Here is a 23,677-nt window from a genome sequence, read left to right on the forward strand (position 1 = left end):
GAGAGGGAGATGGGGACCGGACCGGCTCTGGAGACCTCACTTGAAGGTGAAGCGCGCGCCGAGCGCGAAGGTACGCGAGAGCAGGGTCGTCCCTAGGTTGAACTGGCTCGGACCGCCAACATCGGCGAACTTGTAATAGGTCTGCTGCGTCGAGTTGGTCAGGTTCACCGCGTCGAAGGTGATGCCGATGTCCTTGGTGACATTGTAGGTGAGCTGCACGTCGAGGCTCTCCTCCGGATTGCGCCACACGCCGATCGGATTGGCGAACAGCCGCGCCTCGTTGTTGGCGAGGAACTCCTTGCGCCACACATAGGAGACACGGGCACCCACCGGTCCACGCTCATAGGCGAGCGTCGCGTTGTAGGACAGGTCCGACACGCCGAAGAAGGACGATTCGTCCTGCCCGACCAGCGTGCCTGCGCTGTCGAAGCGCGGGATGTTCTGCTTCGAGTCGAGCACCGTCAGGCTGCCGACGAAGCCGAGGCCCTTCAGGATGCCCGGCAGATAGTGCGGGAAATAGGTGACGCCGACTTCGACACCCTTCAGCACGCCGTTTGAGGCGTTGAGCGGACGGGTGATCGCGAAGTAATCGGTCGCGCCCGCGACGATACCGTTGTTCGGGATATATTCGCGGACCGTGGCCGGCACCACCAGCCCGTCGATCTCGCGGCGGAAGCCGGTGACGGTGATCGCGCTGTCGCGGTCGAAATACCATTCGAGCGCGACGTCATAGTTGCGCGAGTGGGTCGGCTTCAGGTTTGCCGTGCCGGCGGTGCCGCTGCCATAGCCGAGATTGGTGAGGTCGCCGGTCAGCGAGTAGTTCGGGTTCACGTCGCTGAAGTTCGGGCGACGCAGCGTCTCGCCATAGTTGAAGCGCAGGCGCAGATTGTTGGTGAACGCGTAGCGGGCAGTGAAGCTCGGCAGGAAGCGCTCGGCATGGTTGGACGCCCGGGTGAGCGCGCCATTGTTGTAGCGATCGTAGAAGCGCGAGTCGGTATCGACGGTGACGTAGCGCACGCCGCCTTCGAGCTGCAGCGGCCGGCCGAAGATCGAAACCTCCGCGTTCGCCATGAGGTAAGCCGACATCGTGATTTCGTCGATGTCGAAGGTCTTCTGCAGCACCAGCTGGTCCGACGTCTTCAGGCCGTAGAGCCCGCGTACCTTGTCGGCATTGTCGTACAGCCAATAGCCATTGGCGAGCACCCAGGTGGTCGGCACATCGGCGCGGCCATCGAAAAAGCCGCTATTGGTGAACTGCGCGTCGGTGCCGAGCGTGGCCAGGCTCACGCCGAGATTGCCGGCGTCCTGGGTGCGGACCGAGCTCGAGGCCTTGCGGTCATCGACCCGCAGGCCCGCCTTGATCCGGCGGAGGAAGCCCTCGTCAAACTTGTACTCGCCGTCGAGCGTGCCGGTGAGCGCACTGCCCTTGTCGCGGCCGCCATTGTCGTAGAGCTGGGCGACGTTCCACCGGCTCGGATCGGTCAGCTGGGTATCGTCGTTGAAGTGGAAGGACGGGATGCCGCCACCCGCGTTGAAATCGACATTGATCGAATCCGCGACACGATCGGTACGCATGGCGATGAACGCGGTGTTGTAGGTGCTCGTCTGATAGGCGATGTCGGCGACGATCTTGCCATGGCCCTCGGCCACGTCCCATGCGCCGTTGAGCGCATAGACATAGCTGTCGGTCTTGTTCTTGGTGAAATCGCCGCTGTTGAAGCCATAGACCGAATTGGCGACGCGTGACTTCACGATGTTGGTGCCGTCATAGAGCGTCGGCGCCTGCGCATTCGCCCAGAAATCGACGAAGCTGAACTGGAGGCTGTTGAACGTCTCGCCGCGGAAGCCCGTGTAGAAGGCCTCGGCGGTGTAGACCGAGCTCTCGTTCGGCGCCCATTGCAGCGCGATATTGGCGCCGAGCCGTTCGCGCTTGCCATAGAGATCGGAGCTGAACACCGCGTCACGCGACAGATAGTAAGGTGTCGCGACGCCATTCTGGTTCAACGTCGATCCCGCCGCCGTCGACAGGCCGCGATCGAGTCCCGGCGTCCAGTTCATCGTCCCGTCGGCATAGGTGATCGGGAAGATGCGCTCGAACGGGGCAAGACCCGAACCAGCTGGAGGCGTCATCGTCGCGAAGGGGACCAGCGCGCCGGCGGTGGTGGTCATGTCGCGATATTTGGTGCGGCTGTAGCTGACATTGGCGAGGATGCCGATGTCGCCGATGCCGGTGTGCCAGCGGTTGCTGACCAGCAGCGCGGCATTCGGATTATAGCTGTCTGCCTGCTGGTTGTAGATGCCGCGAGCGAGGCCCGAGATCGCGAAGCCGTCGAAGTCGAACGGGCGGCGGGTCTTCACATCGACCTGGCCGGCAAGGCCGGTCTCGATCTGGTCGGCGGCGCGGGTCTTGTAGACATCGACCTGCTTGACGAGGTTCGCCGAGATGTCCTGCAGCGAGAAGGCCTGGCCGGCCGCGGTGAAGATGTTGCGGCCGTTGAGCGTGGTGAGCGCATCGGGAAGGCCGCGGATCGAGATGCCAGCCGCTTCGCCGCCGGTGCGGTTGGTGACCTGGATGCCGGTGACGCGCTGGAGCGCCTCGATCACATTGTTGTCGGGCAGCTTGCCGACATCCTCCGCGACGATCGAATCGACGATCTGGGTGGAATTCTTGCGGACGTTGAGCGAGCCGACGATGCTGGCACGGACGCCGGTGACGATGATCTCGCCTTCCTGCGCGGCCGCATCCGAGTCGCTGGACGCCTGCTGCGGGTCCGCAGCGGTGGCGGGCGCCGTCTGGGCGAGCGCCGGGCTGGCGATCAACAGGCTCAGCGCCGAAGCCGAGCAAAGCACGATGGACTTTCGCATATTCACACCTCCCCTAGCCTAGCCGTCATTTGCGGCTATTTAGTCTGACATATTTTGAGGTGACTTACCGGTGTCACCGAGATGACGTCAAGGCATATAGGAAGCATGAGCGTAAAATAGTCAGACTAACTGTGGCCAGGCTGCATCACCTGCAGCAGCGCCGCGCCATGCGCCGGGAGCGTCAGGCGCACCGCCTCGGCGGTGTCGGGGAGCAGCTTTCGCGCCCAGAGATCGCGCACGGCGCTCCCCCGCGGCAGCCCAAGCGGGGCCAGCGGCAGCCCGACCTGCCTGGGCTGGCCGGAGCTGTTGAACAGCGCGACATAGCGGCTGCGCCCGTCCGCGGCACTCGCCGACCAGATGCGCGCCTGATCGGTGAGGAAATGCGGGCGATTGCCGCTGCTCGCCTGGTTTACCGCGATCACTTCGGGATTGGTCAGCAGCGCGAGCGTCGGCGCGTCGAGATGACGCAGGTCCCCGCCCATGATCAGCGGAGAACGGGCGATCGCCCAGAGCGTCATCAAAGTCCGCTGCTCGTCCGGCGTGAAGCGCGTGTCGCGCGCGCCCAGCGCCAGCCGGCCCAAAGGCAGCATATCGGCATCGGGCCAGCGCCCGCCGCCGATATGCGAGCTCCAGTTCTCGAGCCGGGTGAACTGGGCCTCGAGCATCGGCCACTCGTCCCAGAAATCGTCGGAGATACGCCACATCTCGGCATGGCGGCGGACATGATCGGCACGGACCAGCGGCGTCTCGCCGGGCGAGAGGCTCAGGACCATCTGCCTGCCCGAGCGGCGGATCGCCAGCGCGATCCCCTCGATCTCAGCGGCATGCGCGTCATAGGGCCGGCTCATGTCGTCGACCTTGACGAAGTCGACGCCCCAGGCGGCATATTGCGCGAACACCGCGTCATACCAGGCCTGGGCACCGGGCTTGCGCATGTCGACGCCGTACATGTCGGGGTTCCAGGAGCAGATGCTCGTGGTGTCGGCGACGTCGCTGGCACGGACCTGGGTGCCGGGCACCGGCAGGTTGCGCTCCACCGCCAGCCGCGGAATGCCGCGCATCACATGGATGCCGAAGCGCAGCCCGAGCTTGTGGACGCGCGCGGCGAGCGGCGCGAAGCCCTTGCCGCCGGCGCTGGAGGGGAAGCGGTTGGGGGCGGGCTGCAACCGGCCCCATGCGTCCATCGCGGGGACCGGCGCGGCGCTATAGGCATAGCCCGTCGCGCCGGGCTCGTACCACTGGATATCGACCGTGAAGACGTCATAGCCCGAGGGCAGGAGCTTCTCGGCCATGATACCGGCGGTCTCGAGCGCCTGCGCCTCGGTGATCGTCGTGGCGAAGCTGTTCCAGCTGTTCCAGCCCATCGGCGGGGTCGGCGCGAGCAGGCGCGGCGCCTCCCCTGCCCGCGTGGCGGCGTGTGCGCCGGCGGGCAGCGCCAGCCCCGCCGCGAGCAGCGCGCGGCGGGCGATCCCGCTCACCGCAGCGGCCCGTTGGCGACCGGCTCGCCGAAATCGGGCGTGCCGTCGGGCCGGTAGTGGATCGGCTGGACGCGGGTGTGGCGGTTGGGATCGAACAGCGGGTCGCCCTCGATCTTCTCGTAATCGCGGCCGTGGAAGACCAGCATGTCGCGGCCGCGCTCGTCGGTGGTGAAGCTGTTGTGGCCCGGGCCCCAGACCTTGTTCTTCGGCGAGGACTTGAACACCGGCACCTGCGACTTGGACCAGTTGGCCGGGTCCATGATGTCCGCATCGTCGCGACAGGTGAGCATGCCCATGCAGTAGCGCGCATCGGTCGCGCTGGCGGAATAGGTCATGAAGAGCTTGCCGTGGCGGGCGAGCAACGCGGGCGCCTCGTTCACCTTGAAGCCCTGAATCTCCCAGTCGAGCGTCGGCACCGACAGGCGCGCAGGCTTTGCGGCCAGCGTCAGCGGCGTCTTGAGCGGGGCAAGATAGAGATTGCTGTTGGTCTCGATCCCCGGCTCGCGCTGCGCCCAGGCGAGATAGCGCGTGCCGCGATGGACGAAGGAGGTCGAGTCGAGGTTGAAGCTGTCCCAGGGCGTCTCGAGCTGGCCGAGCACGCTCCACTTGCCGGTCATCGGATCGGCGCCGTCGCAGACGACCGCATAGGTGCGGATGCGGAACACATCCTCGCCGCCACCGCTCGGGCCCGCCGCGAAATACATGATCCAGCGGCCGTCGATCAGGTGCATCTCGGGCGCCCAAATGAAGCCCGACAGCGGCCCGCTTGGAAGGTGGCGCCAGAGTACCCGCTCGGGCGCGGTGGCGAGGCCGGCGAGCGTCCTGGAGCGGCGGAGGACCAGCCGGTCATATTCGGGGACGGAGCCGGTGAGGTAATAGCTGCCGTCGGTGTGGCGGAACACCTGGGCGTCGGCGCGCTGGCGGACCAGGGGATTGATAATGCCGGGCTTCTTGGCGAGCGCGGGGGCGGCGGCGAGCAGCGCGGCGCTGCCGGCGAAGCCGCGGCGGGTGAGCAGGGTCATCGGGTCAATCCTCCGCTATGGGCCAGCCGTCCTTGCCCCAGCGGATCCGGGCGATCCGCAGGGTCGGCGCCCCTTTGTTTTCAACGTCATAGGCATGGTAGACGACATAGTCGGTGCCGTCCTTGTCGTGCAGGAAGCCGGGATGGCCGGGGCCCCGGAAGCGCTGCTTCTCGGGCAGGTCGGCCCGCAGGAACACGGTGCCGCCGCCCTGCAACATGGGGCTGCCGTCTTTACCCCGATACGGTCCCTTGAGGGACTTGGCGCGGGAAACGACGGTATAATAGGTGCTGTTCGCGCCTTTGCAGCAATAGTCATAGGAGGCGAACAGCCAGTACCAGCCACCATGCGCGAGGATGAACGGCGCCTCGACCGGCGCCGGCGCACCCGCAGGCACGAGCCGCCGCGCGATCGCCAGCGGCGCAGCCTTGGGGTCGAGCGGCTTGCCGGTCCTGGGATCGAGCCGGACGAGCTTGAGCCCTCCCCAGAAGCTGCCGAAGGACAGCCAGTGCCGCCCCTCGCGATCGACCACGAAATTGGGATCGATCGCGTTGTAATCGTCGCCGGGCTTCGACTGGAGGACCAGCCCCTCGTCGCGCCAGCCATAACCGAGCGCGGCGGGATCGAGCGTCGGGCTGGTGGCCAGGCCGATGGCGGAGCGATTCGAACCGAAGGTGGAGACGGCGTAATAGAGGCGCCAACGGCCGTTCACGAAGGAAATGTCGGGCGCCCAGGCGTCCTTGGCGCCGGGGATCGCCTGGGTTGCCCATTCGGGCAACGCGTCGAACAGGCGCTTGCCGGCGGTCCAGTGGACCAGGTCCCTGGAGGTCTTCGAGCTCAGGCCGGTGCCGAAGACGTAATAGGTGTCGCCCTCGCGCGCGATCACCGGATCGTGGGTGGGGGCGATGTCGCCGCTCAACCGGGCGTTGAGCGGCGACGCGTCCTGCGCGGCGGCGGGCGCCGCGAGCAGCAGCCCCGCGAGAGCGAGAGCGGACCCGAAGCGCATCACTTGAGGTCGAGCATGACCACGGACTTGGCCGGCAGCGTCACCGTCAGCACGCCGCCGCTCACCTGCGCGCCGCTGAACGGCACCGCGGTGACCGCCTCCGGCGCGCCGAAGTCGTTATAGGCGTTCATCGCCGGCGCCGTGATGATCCGGCCCGACACGGTGCCCGCGCTCACCCCGGCGAGCGACACGCGCACCGGCACGGCGCGGTTCGGATCGAGATTGGCGAGACCGACATGGACCTGCCCCGCCTTGTCGCGCACCGCCGAGGCCGAGACCGAGGGCATCGTCCAGCGATCCTTCGCATACCAGGGGGACTTGACCTCGATCGGCAGCACCGTCGCGTCCATGTACGGCTTGTAGAGCTCGAACACATGATAGGTCGGCGTCTTCACCATCTTCGCGCCGTCGGTGAGGATCATCGCCTGGAGCACGTTCACCATCTGGGCGATCGCGCTCATCTTCACGCGGTCGGCATGCTTGGCGAAGATGTTGAGATGGATCGCGGCGACCAGCGCATCGCGCAGCGTGTTCTGCTGGCGCAGGAAGCCCGGATTGGTGCCGGGATCGCCCTTGTACCAGGTGCCCCATTCGTCGACCGCGAGGAAGACGCGCTTCTGCGGATCATATTTGTCCATGATCGCCGAATGCTTGGTGATCAGCTCGTCCATCCGATTGGCTTCGGACAGCGTCTCCGCCCAGCCGGCCTCGCCGAAATCGGTGGCCGAGGCACGGGGCGGCCAGCCGCCGGGAATGGTGTAGTAATGGAGCGACAGGCCGTCGACGAGATTGCCCGCCTCGCGGATCATCGTCTCGGTCCAGCGATAATCATCGACATTGGCGCCCGAGGCGATCTTGAGGATCTTGGTGCCGGCCGGCGCCTTGATGAAGGTGACGTAGCGGCGCGTCTCGTCCGCAGCGAACTCCGGGCGCATGTTGCCGCCACAGCCCCACAGCTCGTTGCCGACGCCGAAATAGGGCACCGCCCAGGGCGCCTTGCGGCCGTTCTTCGCGCGCTCGTCGGCGAGGCTGCCGGCGGGCGAGGTCATGTACTCGACCCACTCCGCCATCTCGCGCGCGGTGCCGTTGCCGACATTGCCGGCGATATAGGGCTCGGCGCCCATCTGCTCCATCAGGTCCATGAACTCATGGGTGCCGACGGTGTTGGGTTCGGTGACGCCGCCCCAATGGGTGTTGATCTTCACGGGGCGCTGGGCCTGCGGGCCGATGCCCTCGCGCCAGTGATATTCGTCGGCGAAGCAGCCGCCCGGCCAGCGCACCACGGGCACGCCGAGCTGCTTGAGCGCCGCGACCACGTCGTTGCGAAAGCCGCGGGTGTTGGGGATCTTGGAGTCGCGGCCCACCCACAGGCCGCCATAGATGCCGTTGCCGAGATGCTCGGCGAACTGGGTGAACATGCGACGGTCATAGACCGGGCCCGGCGTGTCGGCGTGCAGCGTGGCAGTCGCCTCGCCCGGTGCGGGCGCATCCTGCGCAAGGACCGGCGTCGCCGTCGACAGCAGCGCGACTGCGATCGCGCTCCAGAGCTTCTTCATCCCTCTTCTCCCAACATTCTGTTCTCGGAAAAAGCCGCGGCAGGCCGCGGCAGCCTTCATTCGACGAACGGCTCAACCGACTTGCGGTGCGCACGCAGGAACGCGTCGGCGACCAGGCGCAGCGGCGCGGTATCGACATCGCGCGCACCCGCATGGACCAGATCGGCGAAGCGGGCGTAGAGGCCCGGATATTCGCGATCCTCGGCCACCTGCGGTTCGCCGCCCGGCAGGGTGAGCACCGCCCCGCCCTTTTCCAGCCTGAGCGTGCCGGCATCGGTCTCGACGCTGATGTCCCAGCTCTGCGGGCCGGTCTGGCGCCAGTCGAGGTCCATGGTCACCGGCGCGCCGGCAGCATCGCGGAACTTCAGGTCGGCGGCGATCGGCGCCTCGCGATTGGCGGGCAGCGACAGCGTGCCGTCGACCAGGAAGAAGGCCGGCAGGATCGCCGTTGCGATCGACAGCGCGTTGATGCCGGGATCGAACACGCCGAGCCCGCCCGGCGCCCAGATCCAGTCCTGCCCCGGATGCCAGACGCGGACATCCTCGCGCCACACGATCGCGGCGCTCAGTATCCTGCGATCGGCGAGCCAGGCGCGGGCCGGGGCCACGCCGGCGGCATAGCGCGAATGCCAGCTGGCGAAGAGCGTGACGCCGGCTTCGGCCGCCTGCGCCTCGAGCATCGCCACTTCGGCGAGCGTCGCGCCGGGCGGCTTTTCGAGGAAGACATGCTTGCCGGCCGCGATCGCCGCCGAAGCGAGATCGTAGCGGACCTGCGGCGGGGTGCAGAGCGACACGGCATCGACCGCGGTGTCGCTGGCGAGCAGCTCGTCGAGCGTACGGTAGTGCGGCAGATCGCCCACCCCCTCCCCGCGCGAGCTGACCGTCGCGACGAGCGCGAAGCGGGCATCGCCCGCGATCGAAGGAAGATGCTGGTCATGGGCGATCTTGCCCATGCCGACGATCGCGATGCGGATCGGCGCGGCCATCAGAGCGCCTTCACTTCGACCGGCGCTTCGTCGCCGCGGGCGAGCGCATTGCGCAGCGGCAGCGTGAAGGGCGCGGCGTCGATCTCGAACACGTCGCCCGGCTCGGTGCGCACGCCATCGGCGAAGGACAGAGTCGCGGTGCCGAAGAAATGGACGTGCACGTCGCCCGGACGGCGGAAGCTGGCATATTTGAAATGGTGATGCTCGAGATTGGCGAGGCTGTGCGACATATTGTCCTCGCCCGACAGGAACGGCTTCTCCCACAACACCGCGCCGTCGCGCAGGATGCGGCTGGCGCCGCGCACGTCGCTCGGCGCCTCGCCGACCAGCAGCTCAGGGCCGAGCGCGGCCTGGCGCAGCTTCGAATGGGCGAGCCACAGGTAATTATGCCGCTCGGTCACATGGTCGCTGAACTCGTTGGCAAGGCACAGGCCGAGGCGATGCGGGGTGCCGTCCGGGCCGATCAGATAGATGCCGGCCAGCTCGGGTTCCTCGCCGCCATCCTGGGCGAAGGCGGGCATGGTCAGCGGCGCGCCGGGACCGACGAGCTGGCTGCCGTCACCCTTGTAGAACCATTCCGGCTGCTGGCCGACCTGGCCGGGCGCAGGCTTGCCGCCCTCGACCCCTTCCAGGAACATCCGCATCGAATCGGTCTGCTTCTCGGCGGACGCCGCCTCGCGGTGCATCTTGTCGCGGCCCTCGGCCGAGCCGAGATGGGTGAGGCCGGTGCCGGTCATCACCAGATGCGCGGGATCCTCATGATCGATCGGCGCGAGCAGGCGGCCGGCAGCGAGCTCGGCGGCCAGGTCGATCTCCGCGCCTTCGCCGCGCGCTGCCACTGCCTGGGCCAGCGTCCGGCCCTTTGCGATCGCGTCGAGCGCCAGCTCGCGCACACTCGTCACGCCCGGAACCCGAATCGCCCGTGCATCCCGCGCCGCGATCACCGACCGCACGCCTTCCGAATCACGATGCTGCAACAGGCGAAAACGCATAACCTCTCCTAGATGGACCCTGCGCGGCCAGCTTTACCCGGTCGCTTTGACTCGATTATTAGTCCGACATATTTAAGCCGAGCGCCAGAGGCAATCTTTCGTTCCGCTTGTTCGTCGCGGCTGTTAAGGGTGCCGGGAGAGGGCAGACAACGACAAATGACGCAGGACGAAGGCCAGGATAACGAAGGCGAAAAGCCGAAGCGCGGCACCGGACGGCGCCTGCATGGCGCGATCGCGCACAAGCTGGGATCGGCGATCGTCTCGGGCGAATATGCGCCGGGCGACAAGCTCGAGGCCGAAGTCGCCTTTTCCGAGGCGCTGAACGTGTCGCGCAGCGCCTATCGCGAGGCGGTGCAGGTGCTTGCCGCCAAGGGGCTGGTGGAAAGCCGCACCAAGGCCGGCACCCGCGTACTGCCGCGCAGCCGCTGGAACCTGCTCGATCCCGACGTGCTCGCCTGGGCGTTCACCGGCGAGCCGGATATCGAGTTCATCCGCAACCTGTTCGAGCTGCGCGCGATCGTCGAGCCCGCTGCCGCCCGCCTGGCGGCCGAGCGGCGGACCAAGGACGATTTGAAGATCATGAAGGCGGCGCTGACCGAGATGCGCCAGAAGACGCTGGCCACCGATGCCGGACGCTCCGCCGACCGCGACTTCCACAATGCGATCCTGCACGCGACCGGCAACGACGCGCTGATCGTGCTGAGCGCCAGCATCGGCGCGGCAGTGGCCTGGACCACCCAGTTCAAGCAGCGCTCGCGCACCCTGCCGCGCAACCCGATCCCCGATCACGTGCGCGTTTATGATGCGATCGTGGCGGGCGACGGCGATGCGGCCAGCGATGCGATGCGCCTGCTCGTCGACCTGGCGCTGGACGATACCCGCAGCTCGATGGGCTGAACCCTATCGAGGACTGAACCGAAAACGCCCCGCCGTTGCCGGCGGGGCGTCCTTGTTTCGGGCTACACCCGGATCAGGCGGCGTGCTGATCGGGCAATGCGTTGGTCGGCTTGGCGCCCCAGAGGGCGTAGAACAGCACATAGACCTCGCACAGCGCAGTGAGCAGGAAGGACAGCTGCAGGCCATACTGGTCGGCGAGCCAGCCCTGCACCACCACCAGCGCGCCGCCGGCGATCGCCATGATCAGCAGGCCCGAGCCTTCCTCGGTGAGCGGGCCGAGGCCGCGGATGCCGAGCGTGAAGATGGTGGGGAACATGATCGAGTGGAACAGGCCCACCAGGATCAGCGACCACATCGCGACTTCGCCATGTGCGAAGACCGTGACGAGCATCACCGCGAAGGCGCCGATCGAGCAGCCCGCCAGCACCGTCTCCGCCCGGATGCGCTGCATCAGCGCCGACCCGACGAAGCGGCCGACCATCATCCCGCCCCAGAGGAAGGTGAGATACTTGCCCGCCTGCTCATGCGTCAGGTTGGCGATGTCGGGCTGGCTGACGAAGTTCACGAACAGGTTGGCGACGCCGATCTCGGCGATCAGATAGATGAAGATCGCCGGCACGCCGAACACCAGGTTGCGGTGCTTCCACAGCGAATGCTTCTTGCGCTCCTCGCGCGAGACGCGGCTGGTCGCCGATCCGATCGCCGGCAGCGGGAAGCGCGCGATGACGACCGCGAGGATGATCAGCACCACGGCGACCAGACCATAGGGCAGGATCACCGACTGGGCGTCGGCCAGCCGCTCGGCATGGGTCAGCACCGTGCCGGATTCGGCGGTGCCGCCCTTGGAGCGGCCGAGGATGAGATAGGCGCCGAACGCCGGGGCGAGCATCGTGCCTGCCGAGTTCATCGCCTGGACGAGGTTGAGCCGCGACGACGCGGTCTCGGGCTTGCCGACCACCGCGACATAGGGATTGGCCGCGACCTGGAGCAGCGTGATGCCGCTGGCGATCACGAACAGCATCGCCAGGGTGACGCCATAGGAGGGGATGCTCGCGGCGAGCATCATGCCCAGCGATCCCGCCGCCATGATCAGCAGCCCGATCACCAGCGACTTCTGGTAGCCGATGCGCTCGATCAGCTTGGCCGAGGGAATCGAGGCGACGAAATAGGCGATGAACCAGACGCTCTCGATCAGCGTGGTCTGGGTGTAGCTCAGCTCGAACACGCTGCGCAGGTGCGGCAGCAGCGTGTTGTTGATGACGGTGATGAAGCCCCACATGAAGAAGAGGCTGGCGAGCAGCGATAGCGCGGGGCCGTAGCCGCCGGCCCGCGGCACCGACTGGGTGCCCGCCGCCGGGGCTGCATTGATGGGCGCTGGCATTTTCCTGATCTTCTCCTGTGTGGGACCGGCTGGTCGAGCGTTCGCATATGCGACTTCGAGCCAGCTTGCGCTTCTATTTTTTGTCAGACTATAAAGAGCCGTGGCGCGCGTCAACGGGCGCGCATTCGGACCATTAGGAGAGACTATGCGTCGCTTTGGCAAGGCAGCACTGGCAACGACGGCCCTGGCGGTGCTGGCATGGGCGGGGGCCGCGCAGGCGGCGGACGCCAGGCGCGAGAATGCCGGCAAGCTCAAGGACGGCACGGTGGTGGAGGCGGTGACCCTCTCCAACGCGCACGGCGTGTCGGCGCGGATCCTCAGCTATGGCGCGACGCTCCAGTCGTTCAAGGGACCGGACAAGGCGGGCAAGATCGCCGATGTCGTGCTCGGCTATGACGATGCCGAAGCCTATGAGAGCCGCCCGAACTATTTCGGCGTGACCGTGGGCCGCTATGCCAACCGCATCGCCGGCGGCAAGTTCTCGCTCGACGGCAAGAGCTACCAGCTGCCGCTCAACGACAAGACCAACTCGCTGCACGGCGGCGGCAAGGGCTTCGACAAGCAGGTCTGGCGGATCGTCTCGGTGAACAGCGGACCGAGCGCCAGCGTGGTGTTCGCGCTGACCAGCCCGGACGGCGATTCGGGCTATCCGGGCAAGCTCGAGGTGAAGGTCACCTATGCCCTCGACGAGAGCGGCGCGCTGACGATCAGCTATGACGCGGCGACCGACAAGCCGACGGTGGTCAACATGACCAACCATGCGATCTTCGACCTGGCCGGCGAAGGCTCGCCGAGCGGCGCGATGGGGCACCTGCTGACGATCCCGGCCAGGGCCTATACCCCGGTCGACTCGAAGCTGATCCCCACCGGCGAGCTGCGTGCCGTCGAGGGCACGGTGTTCGACTTCCGCAAGGCCCGGCTGATCGGCCAGGACCTGCGCGACGGCCGCGACGAGCAGATCCGCTTCGGCCTGGGCTACGACCATAATTTCGCGCTCGACAAGGGCGTGACGGCGAAGCCCGAACTGGCCGCGCGGCTCGAGGATCCGGCCTCCGGCCGCGTGCTCGAAGTGCTCAGCACCGAGCCGGGCGTGCAGTTCTACACCGGCAATTTCCTCGACGGCACCTTCTACGGCAAGTCGGGCCATCTCTATCGCCAGGGCGACGGCATCGCGCTCGAGCCCCAGAAGTTCCCCGACGCCCCCAACCAGCCGGGCTTCGTCTCCGCGCGCGTCGACCCCGGCAAGCCCTATCGGCACGTCATGGTCTACCGCCTCTCGGTAACCCAGTAACGGAATTGGCATGACCTCTGACACCCAGCCCAAGCTGCGTTCGCGCGCCTGGTTCGACAATCCCGACAATATCGACATGACCGCGCTCTATCTGGAGCGCTACCTCAACTTCGGGCTGAGCCTGGAGGAGCTCCAGTCGGGCAAGCCGATCATCGGCATCGCCCAGACCGGCAGCGACCTGAGCCCCTGCAACCGCCATCACCTGGTGCTGGCGGAGCGGGTGCGCGAGGGCATTCGCGAGATGGGCGGCATCGCGCTCGAATTCCCGGTCCACCCGATCCAGGAGACCGGCAAGCGGCCGACCGCGGGACTCGACCGCAACCTCGCCTATCTCGGGCTGGTCGAGCTGCTCTACGGTTACCCCCTGGACGGCGTGGTGCTGACCGTGGGCTGCGACAAGACCACCCCGGCCTGCCTGATGGCGGCGGCGACGGTGAACATCCCGGCGATCGCCTTGTCGGTCGGCCCGATGCTCAACGGCTGGCACAAGGGCGAGCGGACCGGCTCGGGCACGATCGTGTGGAAGGCACGCGAGATGCTCGCGGCGGGCGAGATCGAGGCGAAGGAGTTCATCCGCCTCGTCGCCAGCTCGGCGCCCTCGACCGGCTATTGCAACACGATGGGCACCGCGACGACGATGAACTCGCTGACCGAGGCGCTGGGCATGTCGCTCCCCGGCTCGGCGGCGATCCCGGCGCCCTACCGCGACCGCCAGGAAGTCGCGTACGAGAGCGGCAAGCGCATCGTCGAGATGGTCGCCGAGGACCTCAAGCCCTCGGACATCCTGACGCGCGAGGCGTTCGAGAACGCGATCGTGGTCAATTCGGCGATCGGCGGTTCGACCAACGCGCCGATCCACATCAACGCGATCGCCCGCCATATCGGTGTCGAGCTGCCGCTCGATACCTGGCAGGAAAAGGGCCATCACGTACCGCTGCTGGTCAATCTCCAGCCGGCGGGCGAGTATCTGGGCGAGGATTATTACCGCGCCGGCGGCGTGCCGGCGGTGGTCGCGCAGCTGATGCGCCAGGGGCTGATCCACGAGGGCGCGGTCACCGCCAACGGCAAGTCGATCGGCGACAATTGCCGCGATGCGACGATCGAGGACGAGAAGGTGATCCGCCCGTTCGAGGCACCGCTCAAGGAAGAGGCCGGCTTCATCGTGCTGCGCGGCAATCTGTTCGACTCGGCGATCATGAAGACCAGCGTGATCGATGCGGCGTTCCGCGCGCGCTACCTCTCCAATCCCGAGGACCCGGAGGCCTTTGAAGGCCCCGCCGTGGTGTTCGACGGGCCGGAGGACTATCACCACCGGATCGACGATCCCGCGCTCGGCATCACGCCGGAGACATTGCTGTTCATGCGCGGCGCCGGGCCGATCGGCTATCCGGGCGCGGCCGAAGTGGTGAATATGCGCCCGCCCGCCTATCTGATCCGCGAGGGTGTCCACGCCCTGCCCTGCATCGGCGACGGCCGCCAGTCGGGCACGTCGGGCAGCCCCTCGATCCTCAATGCCAGCCCCGAGGCCGCGGCAATGGGCGGACTCGCGCTGATTCGCACCGGCGACCGCGTGCGGATCGACCTGCGCAAGGGCACCGCCGATGTGCTGATCCCGGACGAGGAACTGGCCGAGCGCCGCAGCGCGCTCGCCGCGGCAGGGGGCTTCCCCTACCCGGCCTCGCAGACGCCCTGGCAGGAGATCCAGCGCGGCATCGTCGGCCAGATGGAGACGGGCGCGATCCTCGAAGGATCGGAGAAATACCAGAAGATCGCCCAGACCCGGGGTCTGCCCCGCGACAATCACTGAGTCATCAGCCAGTTCGCCCCGCGACTCGGGACGGCTGGCGACTCGAAAACCGGCGTGACCAGGGCAAAATCCGCCACGGTCACGCCGAGTTTACTGTGCGAATTGGTTAACCGGGCGCGGAATCACGCATCCTTTCGTAGCAAGGCCGCAAAACAGGCCCGAACAGCACTGCACCATTTCGGCGGAATTTGAGTTTCAGGTTTGCACCGATTCGGGACGCGGTTCTCCCCGGGATTCCGGGCTCGACCTTAAATCCAGCAATCTCAAGATATTATCCCGGTGTATTAGTCGCGCACTACGCAATTACCGACATGGGAACAACCACAGGTTCCACCTAACAGTTTGTTCACCATTCCTTCTGTCAGACGCGGTGCCGATGGCCTCGCGTACCAGAAGGGTGAGGACATGCGCACACGTACGCATCTGGCAATCGCGGTATGCACGACGGCGTGGATCAACGCCGCCTCGGCCCAGACCACCGCTTATTCGCCTGACTCGGGCCGCACGCCCAATCAGATCGTCCTGTCGATCCCGGTTACGGCCTCGGTCGGCGGCCGATGCGGCTTCGCTAGCGCCCCGAACGGCTCCTTCAACCAGAATGATTTCGACGTGAACGGCCTGGCGCACGACTTCTCGTTCGTGCTCGACTGCACCGGCCCCTCGCGTGTCGCAGTGGTGTCGCAGAATGGCGGACTCCTGACCACGGGAACCGCCCCGACCGGATACACGGTCCTCGCACCCTATAATGTGAGCCTGCACTTGGTCGGCACCGGCGGCGGCACGACGGCGGACGCCACCTGCCCCGCATCGACGCTGCCGACCGGGTCAAGCTGCAGCTTCCGCGGCCCGGCGAACACCTCGCAGGGACTTCGCCTCCCGGCCCCCTCGACGATGCAGGCGGGCTCCTACCTGCGCGTCGCCGCCCCCCCTTATGCCGGCGCCCTGGCGCTGGTGAACGGTACCTATTCCGACGTCCTGACGGTGACGCTGAGCGCATCGCCCTGACGGCGACCTGCCGGTTCGGCCCGGCGGCCGGCGCCAGATACCCCGGGCTTCTAAGCAAGTGAAAATGACAGTCGCGCCAGCCCCGGCCTCGTCTGTCCGACTTCAAAGGAGAGCAACATGAAGAAGCTACTGTTCACCGCCCTTCTCGCCGGTTCGGCGTTCGCGGCGGTCCCGGCAGCCGCGCAGAGCGTGTCGGGCAATGTCACGGTGACCGGCACGGTCGCCGCCAAGTGCACCTCGGCGGGCGGCCTGAACGGCAGCATCAACCTGGGCGAGCTCGCCGTCGCCGACGGCAAGGTCAACCCGACCTTCTCGGGCAATGTCGGCGGCCTGAGCCGTTCGTTCACCGTCACCTGCACGAGCGCCAATCCGCAGATCTCGGTCGATGCATCGGCGCTGGTCAACTCCGCGATCGTCTCCCCGACGGCGGGCTACACCAACACCGTGCACTATACCGCGACGATGGCCGCTTCGAAGGCAGGTGGCGGCACCACCTCGGCGATCGACACGTCGAACGTCGTCGGCGCGACCACCGCGCTGGTCGGCGATCACCTGGCGAATACCGCGAGCAACATCACCGTCACGGTTTCCAACGGCAATACCACCAACGCCACCGACATGCTGGAAGCCGGCAATTACTCAGGCGTCATTGCGCTCACCGTGAGCCCCTCCGCCTGACCCGTGCTGGGCGAGGGAGGCCGCCCCCTCTCCTCCCTCGTCCAGACATTTCCTCTGGGAGAACGACTATGCGCATCTCTTTCCTGCTCGCCGTTCCGGCCGCGCTGGTCGCGACCCCGGTAATGGCACAGTCGAGCGGCACGGTGAACGTGAACGGATCCGTCGCCGATCGCTGCCTCTTCACCGTCCCCTCCGCGGTCATCGCGCTCGGGGAAATCTCGCAGAGCGGCACCGGCGCCGCGGCCGGCAAGCTCGACACGACCCGTGTCGACAACCAGTTCCGCGACCTGGTCGGCTGGTGCAACGGCACCGCCGCGACGATGACCGTCGAGGCGCAGCCGCTGCTCAACCTCGATTATGGCGGCCCGGCGATCTCCGGCTTCGACACGCGGGTCGATTATCTCGCCACCGCCGCCGCCAACAGCACGTCCGCGAACGACAGCTCGCTGGCCGCGAGCCCGGGTGCGGGCAGCGCCGTCAATGTCGGCCTCTTCTCGGGCAACATCCGGGTGACGCTGTCCCAGTCCTCGACGCCGGGGAGCGGCCTGCTCGTCGCCGGCAACTATGGCGGCCAGGTCATCGTGACCCTCACGCCCAACTTCAGTGGCGGCGGAGACTGATCCCGCCGGGCACCGCACCAGACCGCCTTGGGAGGCAAGCATGAACAAGCATATGATCTTCCGCGCTGCCCTGACCGCCTCGCTGGTCACCTGCGCGCCGGCAATTGCCCAGACCACCGGCACCACGTCCACCGGAACGGTGACCGTGACCGGCACGGTGCCATCGCTCTGCTTCGGCGGAACGCTGACGGGCGGTAGCAACATCGATCTCGGCGTGCTCATCGACACCACGACGGGCCTGCTGCGCACCGACCTGCCCGCACCGACCCGGACGCTGACCGGCGCCTTTTGCAGCAGCCGCAGCGTGATCTCGGTAGATGCAACGCCGCTGCTGACGCAGAACGCCACGGGCACGCCGCCCGCCGGCTTCTCGCGGACGGTGAACTATCGCGCCACCGCCAGCGGCTGGAGCCCGACATCCGCGGTCTTCACCACGGGCGCCGCCACCAATCCAGCCGCCTCGCAGAACCGCGACACCGCGTTCCAGAGCGACATCACCATCACGCTCGACAACTTCCTGACCGGCGGAGGCACCGGGCTGCGGCTCGTCTCCGACCCGCTTTATCGCGGCGCGGTCACGGTGACGCTGTCGGTGGCCGATTGAGGGAGTGCACCACATGCGCCGTCTCCCCTTGTTCGCGATCGCGGTCCTGCTCCCGCTCCCTGCGGTCGCGCAGACGGCCAGCGAGGTCCGGCCGTTCGACGTCACCGGCCAGGTGCCCGGCACCTGCACGCTCGGCGCGCCGCGGCTGGGCGGCGCCCAGGCCAATTTCCGCGGCATCAACGGCAACAGCCTGCCGATCGACCAGCTGGTCGACAGCACCACGCTGTCGACCCGGCCGGCTTCGACGGAGATCAGCTTCGACGCGGTCTGTGCCTTCCCGCACCTGCTGCGGGTGGAGAGCCAGAACAACGGGCTGTGGCGCACGGGCGAACGCAGCGGCGGCGCACCCGACGGGTTCGGCGACGCGGTGCCCTATCGCGCCACGCTGCTCTGGGCCTCGCAGACGCTGGCGCTGTTCGCCGATGCCCGGCTGCGCCGGATGTCCGAGAGCACGCTGTTCGTCAGCGATACCGCGACCGGCACGCTGCAGCTCCGCCTGGAGATCGATGCCGGCGCCACCAACCACCGCGCAAACGCGCCGCTCGTCGCCGGCACCTATGGCGACACGCTGCGCATAACCCTGGAGCCGCAGCAATGATCAGGACCCTGCTCCCAGCAGCGCTGGTACTGTTTCCGGCGACTGCCCTGGCCCAGAGCCAGCCCCAGCCGGTCACCGCGCATCTCGACCTCATCGGCGAGGCGCCGGCCGCCTGCCTGATGAAGCCGCCCGCCGGCACCGGCGGCACCAATGCCAGCTTCGATCCCGTATCGTCCGGCACCGGGCGCATCCGGATCGACCAGCTCGCCAGCCTGAACGACGCGACGCCGCTGGCGGCCGCGATCCAGGTCGCCCTGCCGGTCATCTGCAACGCGCCGCACCGAATCATCCTGCGCAGCGGCAATGGCGGGCTGCGTCGCGAAGGGGCCGCCGTGGCCAGTGTCGCGCCCTTCCGCCAGCTGCTGCCCTATCGGCTCGGCATCCGCTGGGGTGCCGACCAGACCGATCGCAACACCGATGACGGCACGCCGATCGTGATCGACGCGAGCGGCCCCCGCTCGGGCGAGCTCGCCGTGCTCTTCACCCTGGCCAGCGGCGGGGCTCCGCTCGTGGCCGGCAACTACACCGACGAGATCGTCCTCGAGGTCCAGGTGGCCGACTGAGGCTCCGTTACCGTTCCCAGGAGAAACCCAGATGAAGAAGTGGATCCATGGTCTCGCTCTCGGCACGGTGCTCGCCGCCGCAATGCTCGCGAGCAGTCCACTGGTGAAGGCGGAGACCGTGCAGCCGGTGGTGATCGACCTGTCCACCACCGGCAGCGGGATGAGCCAGACGATCACGGTGGAGAACACCTTCACCCAGCCGCTTCCCGTCGAGCTGCGCGTCGAGGAACTGACCTTCGATCAGGCCGGGCTGCACGGCACCGGCAAGGACACGGGCGACCTGCTGATCTTCCCGCCCCAGGCGATCATCCAGCCGGGCCAGACCCAGTCCTTCCGCGTGCAATATATCGGCGATCCTGCCCTAGCGCGCAGCAAGCATTATTACGTCACCGTCGCCCAGCTGCCGGTGCAGCTGCCCCAGGGCCAGTCCGCCATCCAGATCCTGTACAATTTCCAGGTGCTGGTGAGCGTGAAGCCGGCGGGCGCCAAGGCGCAGCTCAAGATCACGCAGAGCGAGGTCGCGCGCGACGAGAAGGGCCAGCCGGTGGCGGCGATCACGCTGAGCAACGACAGCCCGGCGCACGGCTATCTCTCCAAGGGCCGACTGCGGATCGTCGAGCGCGACCGCAGCGGCAAGGAAGTCTTCCGCCGCACGCTCGCCGGGCCGGAAATCCAGCAAACCGTAGGCTTCGGCCTGGTCGGTGCGGGGCAAACCCGTCGGCTGCTCATCCCCGTCCAGCTCCCCACCAGTGAAGGCACGATCGATGCCCAATTCACACCCGAAGGCTAAGCGCTCCCTGCGCTGCGCGGCACTCGCCCTCCTGGCGGGCTGCGCACCCCTGGCCCTGTCGCCCGCCGCCCGCGCCGCCGACGAGGACAAGCAGACCACGCAGGAGCAGGAACGGCACATCGTGCTGCCGAAGCCCGCCTCCAGCGGCAGCGAGCCCCAGGCCCGGATCAACCCGACCGGCAAGCCAGTGACGCTGACCGTCGCGGCCAAGGACGGTCCGGTCTATCTCGGCGATGTCGTCATCACCATTCAGCCCGACGACTCGATCGAGTTCTCGTCGCGCCGGCTGATCGACCTGCTCTCCAACGTGCTCGATCCCGAGGTGCTGCGGAACCTGCAGGCGAGCTTCGCGGGCAAGACGGCGATCGGGCCGGAGGCGTTCCGGGACTCGGGAATCCAGCTCCGCTACGATCCGCAGCAGCTGGCGATCGCGCTCGACATCGCCAGCGAGCGCCGCGCGAGCCGCACGGTGCTGGTCAGCCCGCTCGAGCGCGACCGGGTCGGCACCTATGTGAAACCGGCCGAATTCAGCGCCTATCTCAACGTCCGCGGCAATGTCGATTATCTGTGGAGCGGGCCGGACAAGGGCGTCCAGTCGCCGGTGCTGTTCCTCGACGGCGCGGCCCGTGCGCTGGGCGCGGTGATCGAGAGCCAGGCGATTTGGCAGCCCGGCAGCAACGGCACCGATTTCCAGCGGCTCGGCTCGCGCCTGGTCTATGACGATCCCAAGCGGCTGGTCCGCTGGACGCTGGGCGACCTCCAGCCGGTGACGCGCGGCTTCCAGTCGGTGCCCGACATCGCCGGCCTGTCGGTGTTCCGCTCCTACAGCGTGCTGCAGCCGCAGGAGATCGTGCGGCCGCGCGGCGACCGCAGCTTCCAGCTCACCCGCTCGTCCACGGTCGAGGTGTACGTCAATGGCGAGCTGGTGCGCCGGCTCCAGCTGGCGCCGGGCACCTACAACCTGCGCGACTTCCCCTTCACCCAGGGCGCGAACGACATCCGCCTGAACATCCTCGACGATACCGGCCGCAGCGAGGTCCTGCGCTTCAACGTCTTCCTCGACCAGTCGCAGCTGGCGTCGGGGCTGAGCGAGTTCGGCCTCTATGCCGGCGTGATGGCGCCGCTCCAGGCCTATGGCCCCAACTACACCAGCAAGCCCGCGGCCTCCGCCTTCTTCCGCCACGGCATGAGCGACGCGCTCACCCTGGGCGCCAATATCCAGGCCGACAGCCGGGTGGTGATGGGCGGCGTGGAAGCGGTGTGGGGCACCAAGCTCGGCACCTTCTCCGGCAGCTTCTCGCTCTCCCAGATCGACGGTATCGGTGCGGGACGCGCAGCGCTGGCCACCTTCCAGCGGCTGATCCAGCGCCCCAACGGCCGCTCGGACTCGATCACGCTGTTCTTCGAGAGCCGCAGCCGGAATTTCGGTCCGATCGGCACGGTGCTCCCCCGCAACCCCTTCGCCTGGGAAGCCGGCGGCGGCTATTCGCACACCTTCACCGACTATATCTATGGCGGCATCGACGGGCGCTATTCGCGCGGCCGCGACAGCCAGCGCGACCTCTATACCGCGCGCGCCACCATGGGCTGGCGGATCAACGACCGCCTGACCGTGACCGGCGACCTGCGCTACGAGCGCGACAATGTCCGCAAGGGCCTCGGCGGGCTGCTCAGCCTGACCCTGCGCCTCGGCCGCTATTCGAACCTGCGCGCCGATTACGACACGCGGACCGAGCGGGCGCGCCTGTCGTACAACATGATGCACGGCCAGGGCGTCGGCTCCTACAACCTCGCCGCCGACATCGAGCGTGACCGCAACGGCGCGGGCATCAGCGCCGCCGGCAATTACGTCAGCAACCGCGCCGACCTGGGCTTCAGCCATTTCGGCACCTTCGATAACGATTTCGGCCGCTCCACCGGGCAGCGCACCTCGTTCCGCTTCGGCACTGCGATCGCCCTGGCCGATGGCGCGCTGACGATCGGCCGGCCGATCTATGACAGCTTCGCCGTGGTGAAGGGCCATGACAGCCTGAAGGGCGCCAATATCCGCGTCGACCCGACCGAGTTCGGCTATGTCGCCTCGACCGGCGCGCTGGGCACCGCCCTGCAGCCGAGCCTCAGCTCCTATGCCGAGCGCACGGTCAAGATCGACTCGCCCAACGCGCCGTCGGGCTATGACCTGGGCCAGGGCGCCTATCGCCTCTTCCCGCCCTATCGCAGCGGATACCGGCTCGAGGTCGGCTCGGGCTACAACCTGACCGCGATGGGCCGGATGACCGATCGCAACGGCGATCCGGTCTCGCTGGTCACCGGCAAGGCGACCGAGCTGGCCCATCCGGAGCGTGAACCCGTGGTGGTGTTCACCAACCGCGAGGGCCGCTTCGCCGCCACCGGCCTGGCTGCCGGGCGCTGGCGGATCGACATGCTCGACACCGAGAAGAGCAGCTACGTCATTGATATCGCGGAGAGTGCCGAAGGCGTCGTGCGCCTTGGCGAGCTCACGCCTGCAGCGAAGGACGGGACCAAGCAATGAGCAAGAAGCTAAAGCTGATCGCAGCTGTCTGCGGCGTCCTCTGCGTCGCCGAAGCCGCGCCAGCCTGGGCACAGGGAAAGGGGACGTGCGGCGTATCCGGCCAGGCGCTGGCCTCGCCGACGATCACCTATGACCCCTTCTCGCCAAGCGGGCTGACCCAGGTGACCATTCCGCTGATCCTGACGCGCTTCGGCACCGGCGCGGCGAAGACCCAGACGGTCAATTTCGTGCTGATCAAGCCGGTGGGCACGCCCAACTACCAGATCCTCTACAACGGCACGAGCATCCTCTACACAGAGGGCAACACCATGGGCCACCCGACGATCAACTCGCAGTCGGCGGGCGAGATCAACTATAATTTCGGTGGTGCCTCGCAGCCGGACCAGTCGACGCCGTTCAACCTGGTCGTGACCGTGCCGGCCAATGTCGACCTGTCGGCCGGGCTGCCGATCGATTTCGACATCCTCTATGTCTGCAACGGCACGGGCGGCATGGCCGATGTCGTCACGCCGACCAAGCTGGTCAGCGCGATCCACATCAACGTCAATGTGCTGAGCGCGCTGCAGGCCAGCTATGCCGGGCCCGCCCTCGATTTCGGGGAAGTGGGCGACAAGACCGATACCGACGTGACGACCACGCCGATCATCCGCACCGGCTTCGTGCGCGTCGCGAGCTCGGGCCCCTATTCGATCCAGATGACGTCGCAGAACAACTACCGGATGACCTTCTCCGGCGGCAATCCGACGAACCCGACCCAATCGCTCGGCTATTCGGCGACCTTTGTCGCGCAGACGCGCAACCCGACGAACACGACGCCGATAACCAAGACCTGCACGCGTGCCGGCCTGGCCGGGTCGCCGCCGAACCAGGGCATATTGCTGCCCCTGGAAGTGCGGTTGCTGGAAGGAGGCCAGACGCGAACGCCGGCCTCCGTTTACCAGGACATCTTGACCGTCACCATCTCCCCGCTGGCCGCGGGTACGCCGGGGACGATCTGCTCCTGATCCA

19 protein-coding genes and 1 pseudogene are annotated in these 23,677 nt (G+C 67.3%); 12 read left to right on the top strand and 8 right to left on the bottom strand.

Going from position 1 to position 23,677, the window contains the following annotated elements; translation table 11 throughout:
* Window positions 1-36: 36 nt before the first annotated feature.
* The 7 genes and pseudogenes from ACEN8G_RS14730 to araD1 all read right to left on the bottom strand — a co-directional run bounded on the left by ACEN8G_RS14730 (window position 37) and on the right by araD1 (window position 9,902).
* Complete coding sequence (locus ACEN8G_RS14730) at window positions 37-2,865, bottom strand: TonB-dependent receptor (protein ID WP_413415827.1); 2,829 nt, start codon at window positions 2,863-2,865, stop codon at window positions 37-39.
* Between the two features lie 125 nt (window positions 2,866-2,990).
* Window positions 2,991-4,343 carry a glycoside hydrolase family 27 protein gene (locus tag ACEN8G_RS14735; protein WP_413415826.1) on the bottom strand — a complete coding sequence of 451 codons (1,353 nt, stop codon included), beginning with the start codon at window positions 4,341-4,343 and terminating at the stop codon, window positions 2,991-2,993.
* A 2-nt stretch (window positions 4,344-4,345) separates the two neighbouring features.
* Window positions 4,346-5,365: pseudogene (locus ACEN8G_RS14740) on the bottom strand (family 43 glycosylhydrolase); the annotation flags it as partial.
* Between the two features lie 4 nt (window positions 5,366-5,369).
* Window positions 5,370-6,368, bottom strand: a complete 999-nt coding sequence (locus tag ACEN8G_RS14745; RefSeq protein WP_413415825.1) for an arabinan endo-1,5-alpha-L-arabinosidase — start codon at window positions 6,366-6,368, stop codon at window positions 5,370-5,372.
* Window positions 6,368-7,924 (bottom strand): alpha-N-arabinofuranosidase, encoded by a 1,557-nt coding sequence (locus ACEN8G_RS14750; protein WP_413415824.1) that lies wholly within the window; start codon window positions 7,922-7,924, stop codon window positions 6,368-6,370. The genes ACEN8G_RS14745 and ACEN8G_RS14750 overlap by 1 nt, the downstream gene beginning before the upstream one ends.
* Before the next feature lie 56 nt (window positions 7,925-7,980).
* The gene (locus ACEN8G_RS14755) at window positions 7,981-8,910 is read right to left on the bottom strand and encodes a Gfo/Idh/MocA family protein (RefSeq protein ID WP_413415823.1); all 930 of its coding nucleotides are present in this window, start codon (window positions 8,908-8,910) and stop codon (window positions 7,981-7,983) included.
* Window positions 8,910-9,902 carry an AraD1 family protein gene (gene araD1, locus ACEN8G_RS14760; RefSeq protein ID WP_413415822.1) on the bottom strand — a complete coding sequence of 331 codons (993 nt, stop codon included), beginning with the start codon at window positions 9,900-9,902 and terminating at the stop codon, window positions 8,910-8,912. Before araD1 ends, ACEN8G_RS14755 begins: the two co-directional genes overlap by 1 nt.
* A 156-nt stretch (window positions 9,903-10,058) precedes the next feature.
* On the opposite strand from araD1, the gene ACEN8G_RS14765 reads away from it, so the two are divergent.
* Entirely contained in the window at window positions 10,059-10,799 is a 741-nt protein-coding gene (locus tag ACEN8G_RS14765) for a FadR/GntR family transcriptional regulator (protein WP_413415821.1), read from the top strand.
* A 73-nt stretch (window positions 10,800-10,872) separates the two neighbouring features.
* Here ACEN8G_RS14765 and ACEN8G_RS14770 read toward each other — a convergent pair whose 3' ends face one another.
* Complete coding sequence (locus ACEN8G_RS14770) at window positions 10,873-12,180, bottom strand: sugar MFS transporter (RefSeq protein WP_413415820.1); 1,308 nt, start codon at window positions 12,178-12,180, stop codon at window positions 10,873-10,875.
* Window positions 12,181-12,325: 145 nt separating this feature from the next.
* Here ACEN8G_RS14770 and ACEN8G_RS14775 point away from each other — a divergent pair, with 145 nt between their 5' ends.
* The 11 genes from ACEN8G_RS14775 (at window position 12,326) to ACEN8G_RS14825 (ending at window position 23,673) form a co-directional block, all read left to right on the top strand.
* A complete protein-coding gene (locus ACEN8G_RS14775) occupies window positions 12,326-13,471 on the top strand; it encodes an aldose epimerase family protein (protein WP_413415819.1) in 1,146 nt (381 codons plus the stop codon).
* A 10-nt stretch (window positions 13,472-13,481) separates the two neighbouring features.
* Window positions 13,482-15,278 (top strand): IlvD/Edd family dehydratase, encoded by a 1,797-nt coding sequence (locus tag ACEN8G_RS14780; RefSeq protein ID WP_413415818.1) that lies wholly within the window; start codon window positions 13,482-13,484, stop codon window positions 15,276-15,278.
* Window positions 15,279-15,683: 405 nt separating this feature from the next.
* Window positions 15,684-16,283, top strand: coding sequence for a hypothetical protein (locus tag ACEN8G_RS14785; RefSeq protein WP_413415817.1), 600 nt, complete (start codon window positions 15,684-15,686; stop codon window positions 16,281-16,283).
* Window positions 16,284-16,400: 117 nt separating this feature from the next.
* Window positions 16,401-16,961, top strand: a complete 561-nt coding sequence (locus ACEN8G_RS14790) for a hypothetical protein (RefSeq protein ID WP_307120012.1) — start codon at window positions 16,401-16,403, stop codon at window positions 16,959-16,961.
* A 68-nt stretch (window positions 16,962-17,029) separates the two neighbouring features.
* Entirely contained in the window at window positions 17,030-17,581 is a 552-nt protein-coding gene (locus ACEN8G_RS14795; RefSeq protein ID WP_307120011.1) for a hypothetical protein, read from the top strand.
* A 40-nt stretch (window positions 17,582-17,621) separates the two neighbouring features.
* Window positions 17,622-18,185: a hypothetical protein gene (locus tag ACEN8G_RS14800; protein ID WP_413415816.1), complete on the top strand. Its 564-nt coding sequence runs from the start codon at window positions 17,622-17,624 to the stop codon at window positions 18,183-18,185.
* Window positions 18,186-18,198: 13 nt separating this feature from the next.
* Complete coding sequence (locus ACEN8G_RS14805) at window positions 18,199-18,783, top strand: hypothetical protein (protein ID WP_413415815.1); 585 nt, start codon at window positions 18,199-18,201, stop codon at window positions 18,781-18,783.
* Window positions 18,780-19,346 (top strand): hypothetical protein, encoded by a 567-nt coding sequence (locus tag ACEN8G_RS14810; protein WP_413415814.1) that lies wholly within the window; start codon window positions 18,780-18,782, stop codon window positions 19,344-19,346. Before ACEN8G_RS14805 ends, ACEN8G_RS14810 begins: the two co-directional genes overlap by 4 nt.
* A gap of 31 nt (window positions 19,347-19,377) precedes the next feature.
* Window positions 19,378-20,136, top strand: a complete 759-nt coding sequence (locus ACEN8G_RS14815) for a molecular chaperone (RefSeq protein ID WP_413415813.1) — start codon at window positions 19,378-19,380, stop codon at window positions 20,134-20,136.
* Entirely contained in the window at window positions 20,111-22,669 is a 2,559-nt protein-coding gene (locus ACEN8G_RS14820; RefSeq protein ID WP_413415812.1) for a fimbrial biogenesis outer membrane usher protein, read from the top strand. The genes ACEN8G_RS14815 and ACEN8G_RS14820 overlap by 26 nt, the downstream gene beginning before the upstream one ends.
* Entirely contained in the window at window positions 22,666-23,673 is a 1,008-nt protein-coding gene (locus ACEN8G_RS14825; RefSeq protein ID WP_307120005.1) for a hypothetical protein, read from the top strand. Before ACEN8G_RS14820 ends, ACEN8G_RS14825 begins: the two co-directional genes overlap by 4 nt.
* Window positions 23,674-23,677: the final 4 nt, after the last annotated feature.

Source organism: Sphingomonas sp. Sphisp66 (genome assembly GCF_047324325.1).
Classification (GTDB): domain Bacteria; phylum Pseudomonadota; class Alphaproteobacteria; order Sphingomonadales; family Sphingomonadaceae; genus Sphingomonas.

Bases quoted from the DNA above. Each gene is read 5' to 3' on its own strand.
- ACEN8G_RS14730 (WP_413415827.1), bottom strand. From the start codon at position 2,865: ATGCGAAAGTCCATCGTGCTTTGCTCGGCTTCGGCGCTGAGCCTGTTG.
- ACEN8G_RS14745 (WP_413415825.1), bottom strand. From the start codon at position 6,368: ATGCGCTTCGGGTCCGCTCTCGCTCTCGCGGGGCTGCTGCTCGCGGCG.
- ACEN8G_RS14750 (WP_413415824.1), bottom strand. From the start codon at position 7,924: ATGAAGAAGCTCTGGAGCGCGATCGCAGTCGCGCTGCTGTCGACGGCG.
- ACEN8G_RS14755 (WP_413415823.1), bottom strand. From the start codon at position 8,910: ATGGCCGCGCCGATCCGCATCGCGATCGTCGGCATGGGCAAGATCGCC.
- araD1 (WP_413415822.1), bottom strand. From the start codon at position 9,902: ATGCGTTTTCGCCTGTTGCAGCATCGTGATTCGGAAGGCGTGCGGTCG.
- ACEN8G_RS14765 (WP_413415821.1), top strand. From the start codon at position 10,059: ATGACGCAGGACGAAGGCCAGGATAACGAAGGCGAAAAGCCGAAGCGC.
- ACEN8G_RS14770 (WP_413415820.1), bottom strand. From the start codon at position 12,180: ATGCCAGCGCCCATCAATGCAGCCCCGGCGGCGGGCACCCAGTCGGTG.
- ACEN8G_RS14775 (WP_413415819.1), top strand. From the start codon at position 12,326: ATGCGTCGCTTTGGCAAGGCAGCACTGGCAACGACGGCCCTGGCGGTG.
- ACEN8G_RS14780 (WP_413415818.1), top strand. From the start codon at position 13,482: ATGACCTCTGACACCCAGCCCAAGCTGCGTTCGCGCGCCTGGTTCGAC.
- ACEN8G_RS14785 (WP_413415817.1), top strand. From the start codon at position 15,684: ATGCGCACACGTACGCATCTGGCAATCGCGGTATGCACGACGGCGTGG.
- ACEN8G_RS14790 (WP_307120012.1), top strand. From the start codon at position 16,401: ATGAAGAAGCTACTGTTCACCGCCCTTCTCGCCGGTTCGGCGTTCGCG.
- ACEN8G_RS14795 (WP_307120011.1), top strand. From the start codon at position 17,030: ATGCGCATCTCTTTCCTGCTCGCCGTTCCGGCCGCGCTGGTCGCGACC.
- ACEN8G_RS14800 (WP_413415816.1), top strand. From the start codon at position 17,622: ATGAACAAGCATATGATCTTCCGCGCTGCCCTGACCGCCTCGCTGGTC.
- ACEN8G_RS14805 (WP_413415815.1), top strand. From the start codon at position 18,199: ATGCGCCGTCTCCCCTTGTTCGCGATCGCGGTCCTGCTCCCGCTCCCT.
- ACEN8G_RS14810 (WP_413415814.1), top strand. From the start codon at position 18,780: ATGATCAGGACCCTGCTCCCAGCAGCGCTGGTACTGTTTCCGGCGACT.
- ACEN8G_RS14815 (WP_413415813.1), top strand. From the start codon at position 19,378: ATGAAGAAGTGGATCCATGGTCTCGCTCTCGGCACGGTGCTCGCCGCC.
- ACEN8G_RS14820 (WP_413415812.1), top strand. From the start codon at position 20,111: ATGCCCAATTCACACCCGAAGGCTAAGCGCTCCCTGCGCTGCGCGGCA.
- ACEN8G_RS14825 (WP_307120005.1), top strand. From the start codon at position 22,666: ATGAGCAAGAAGCTAAAGCTGATCGCAGCTGTCTGCGGCGTCCTCTGC.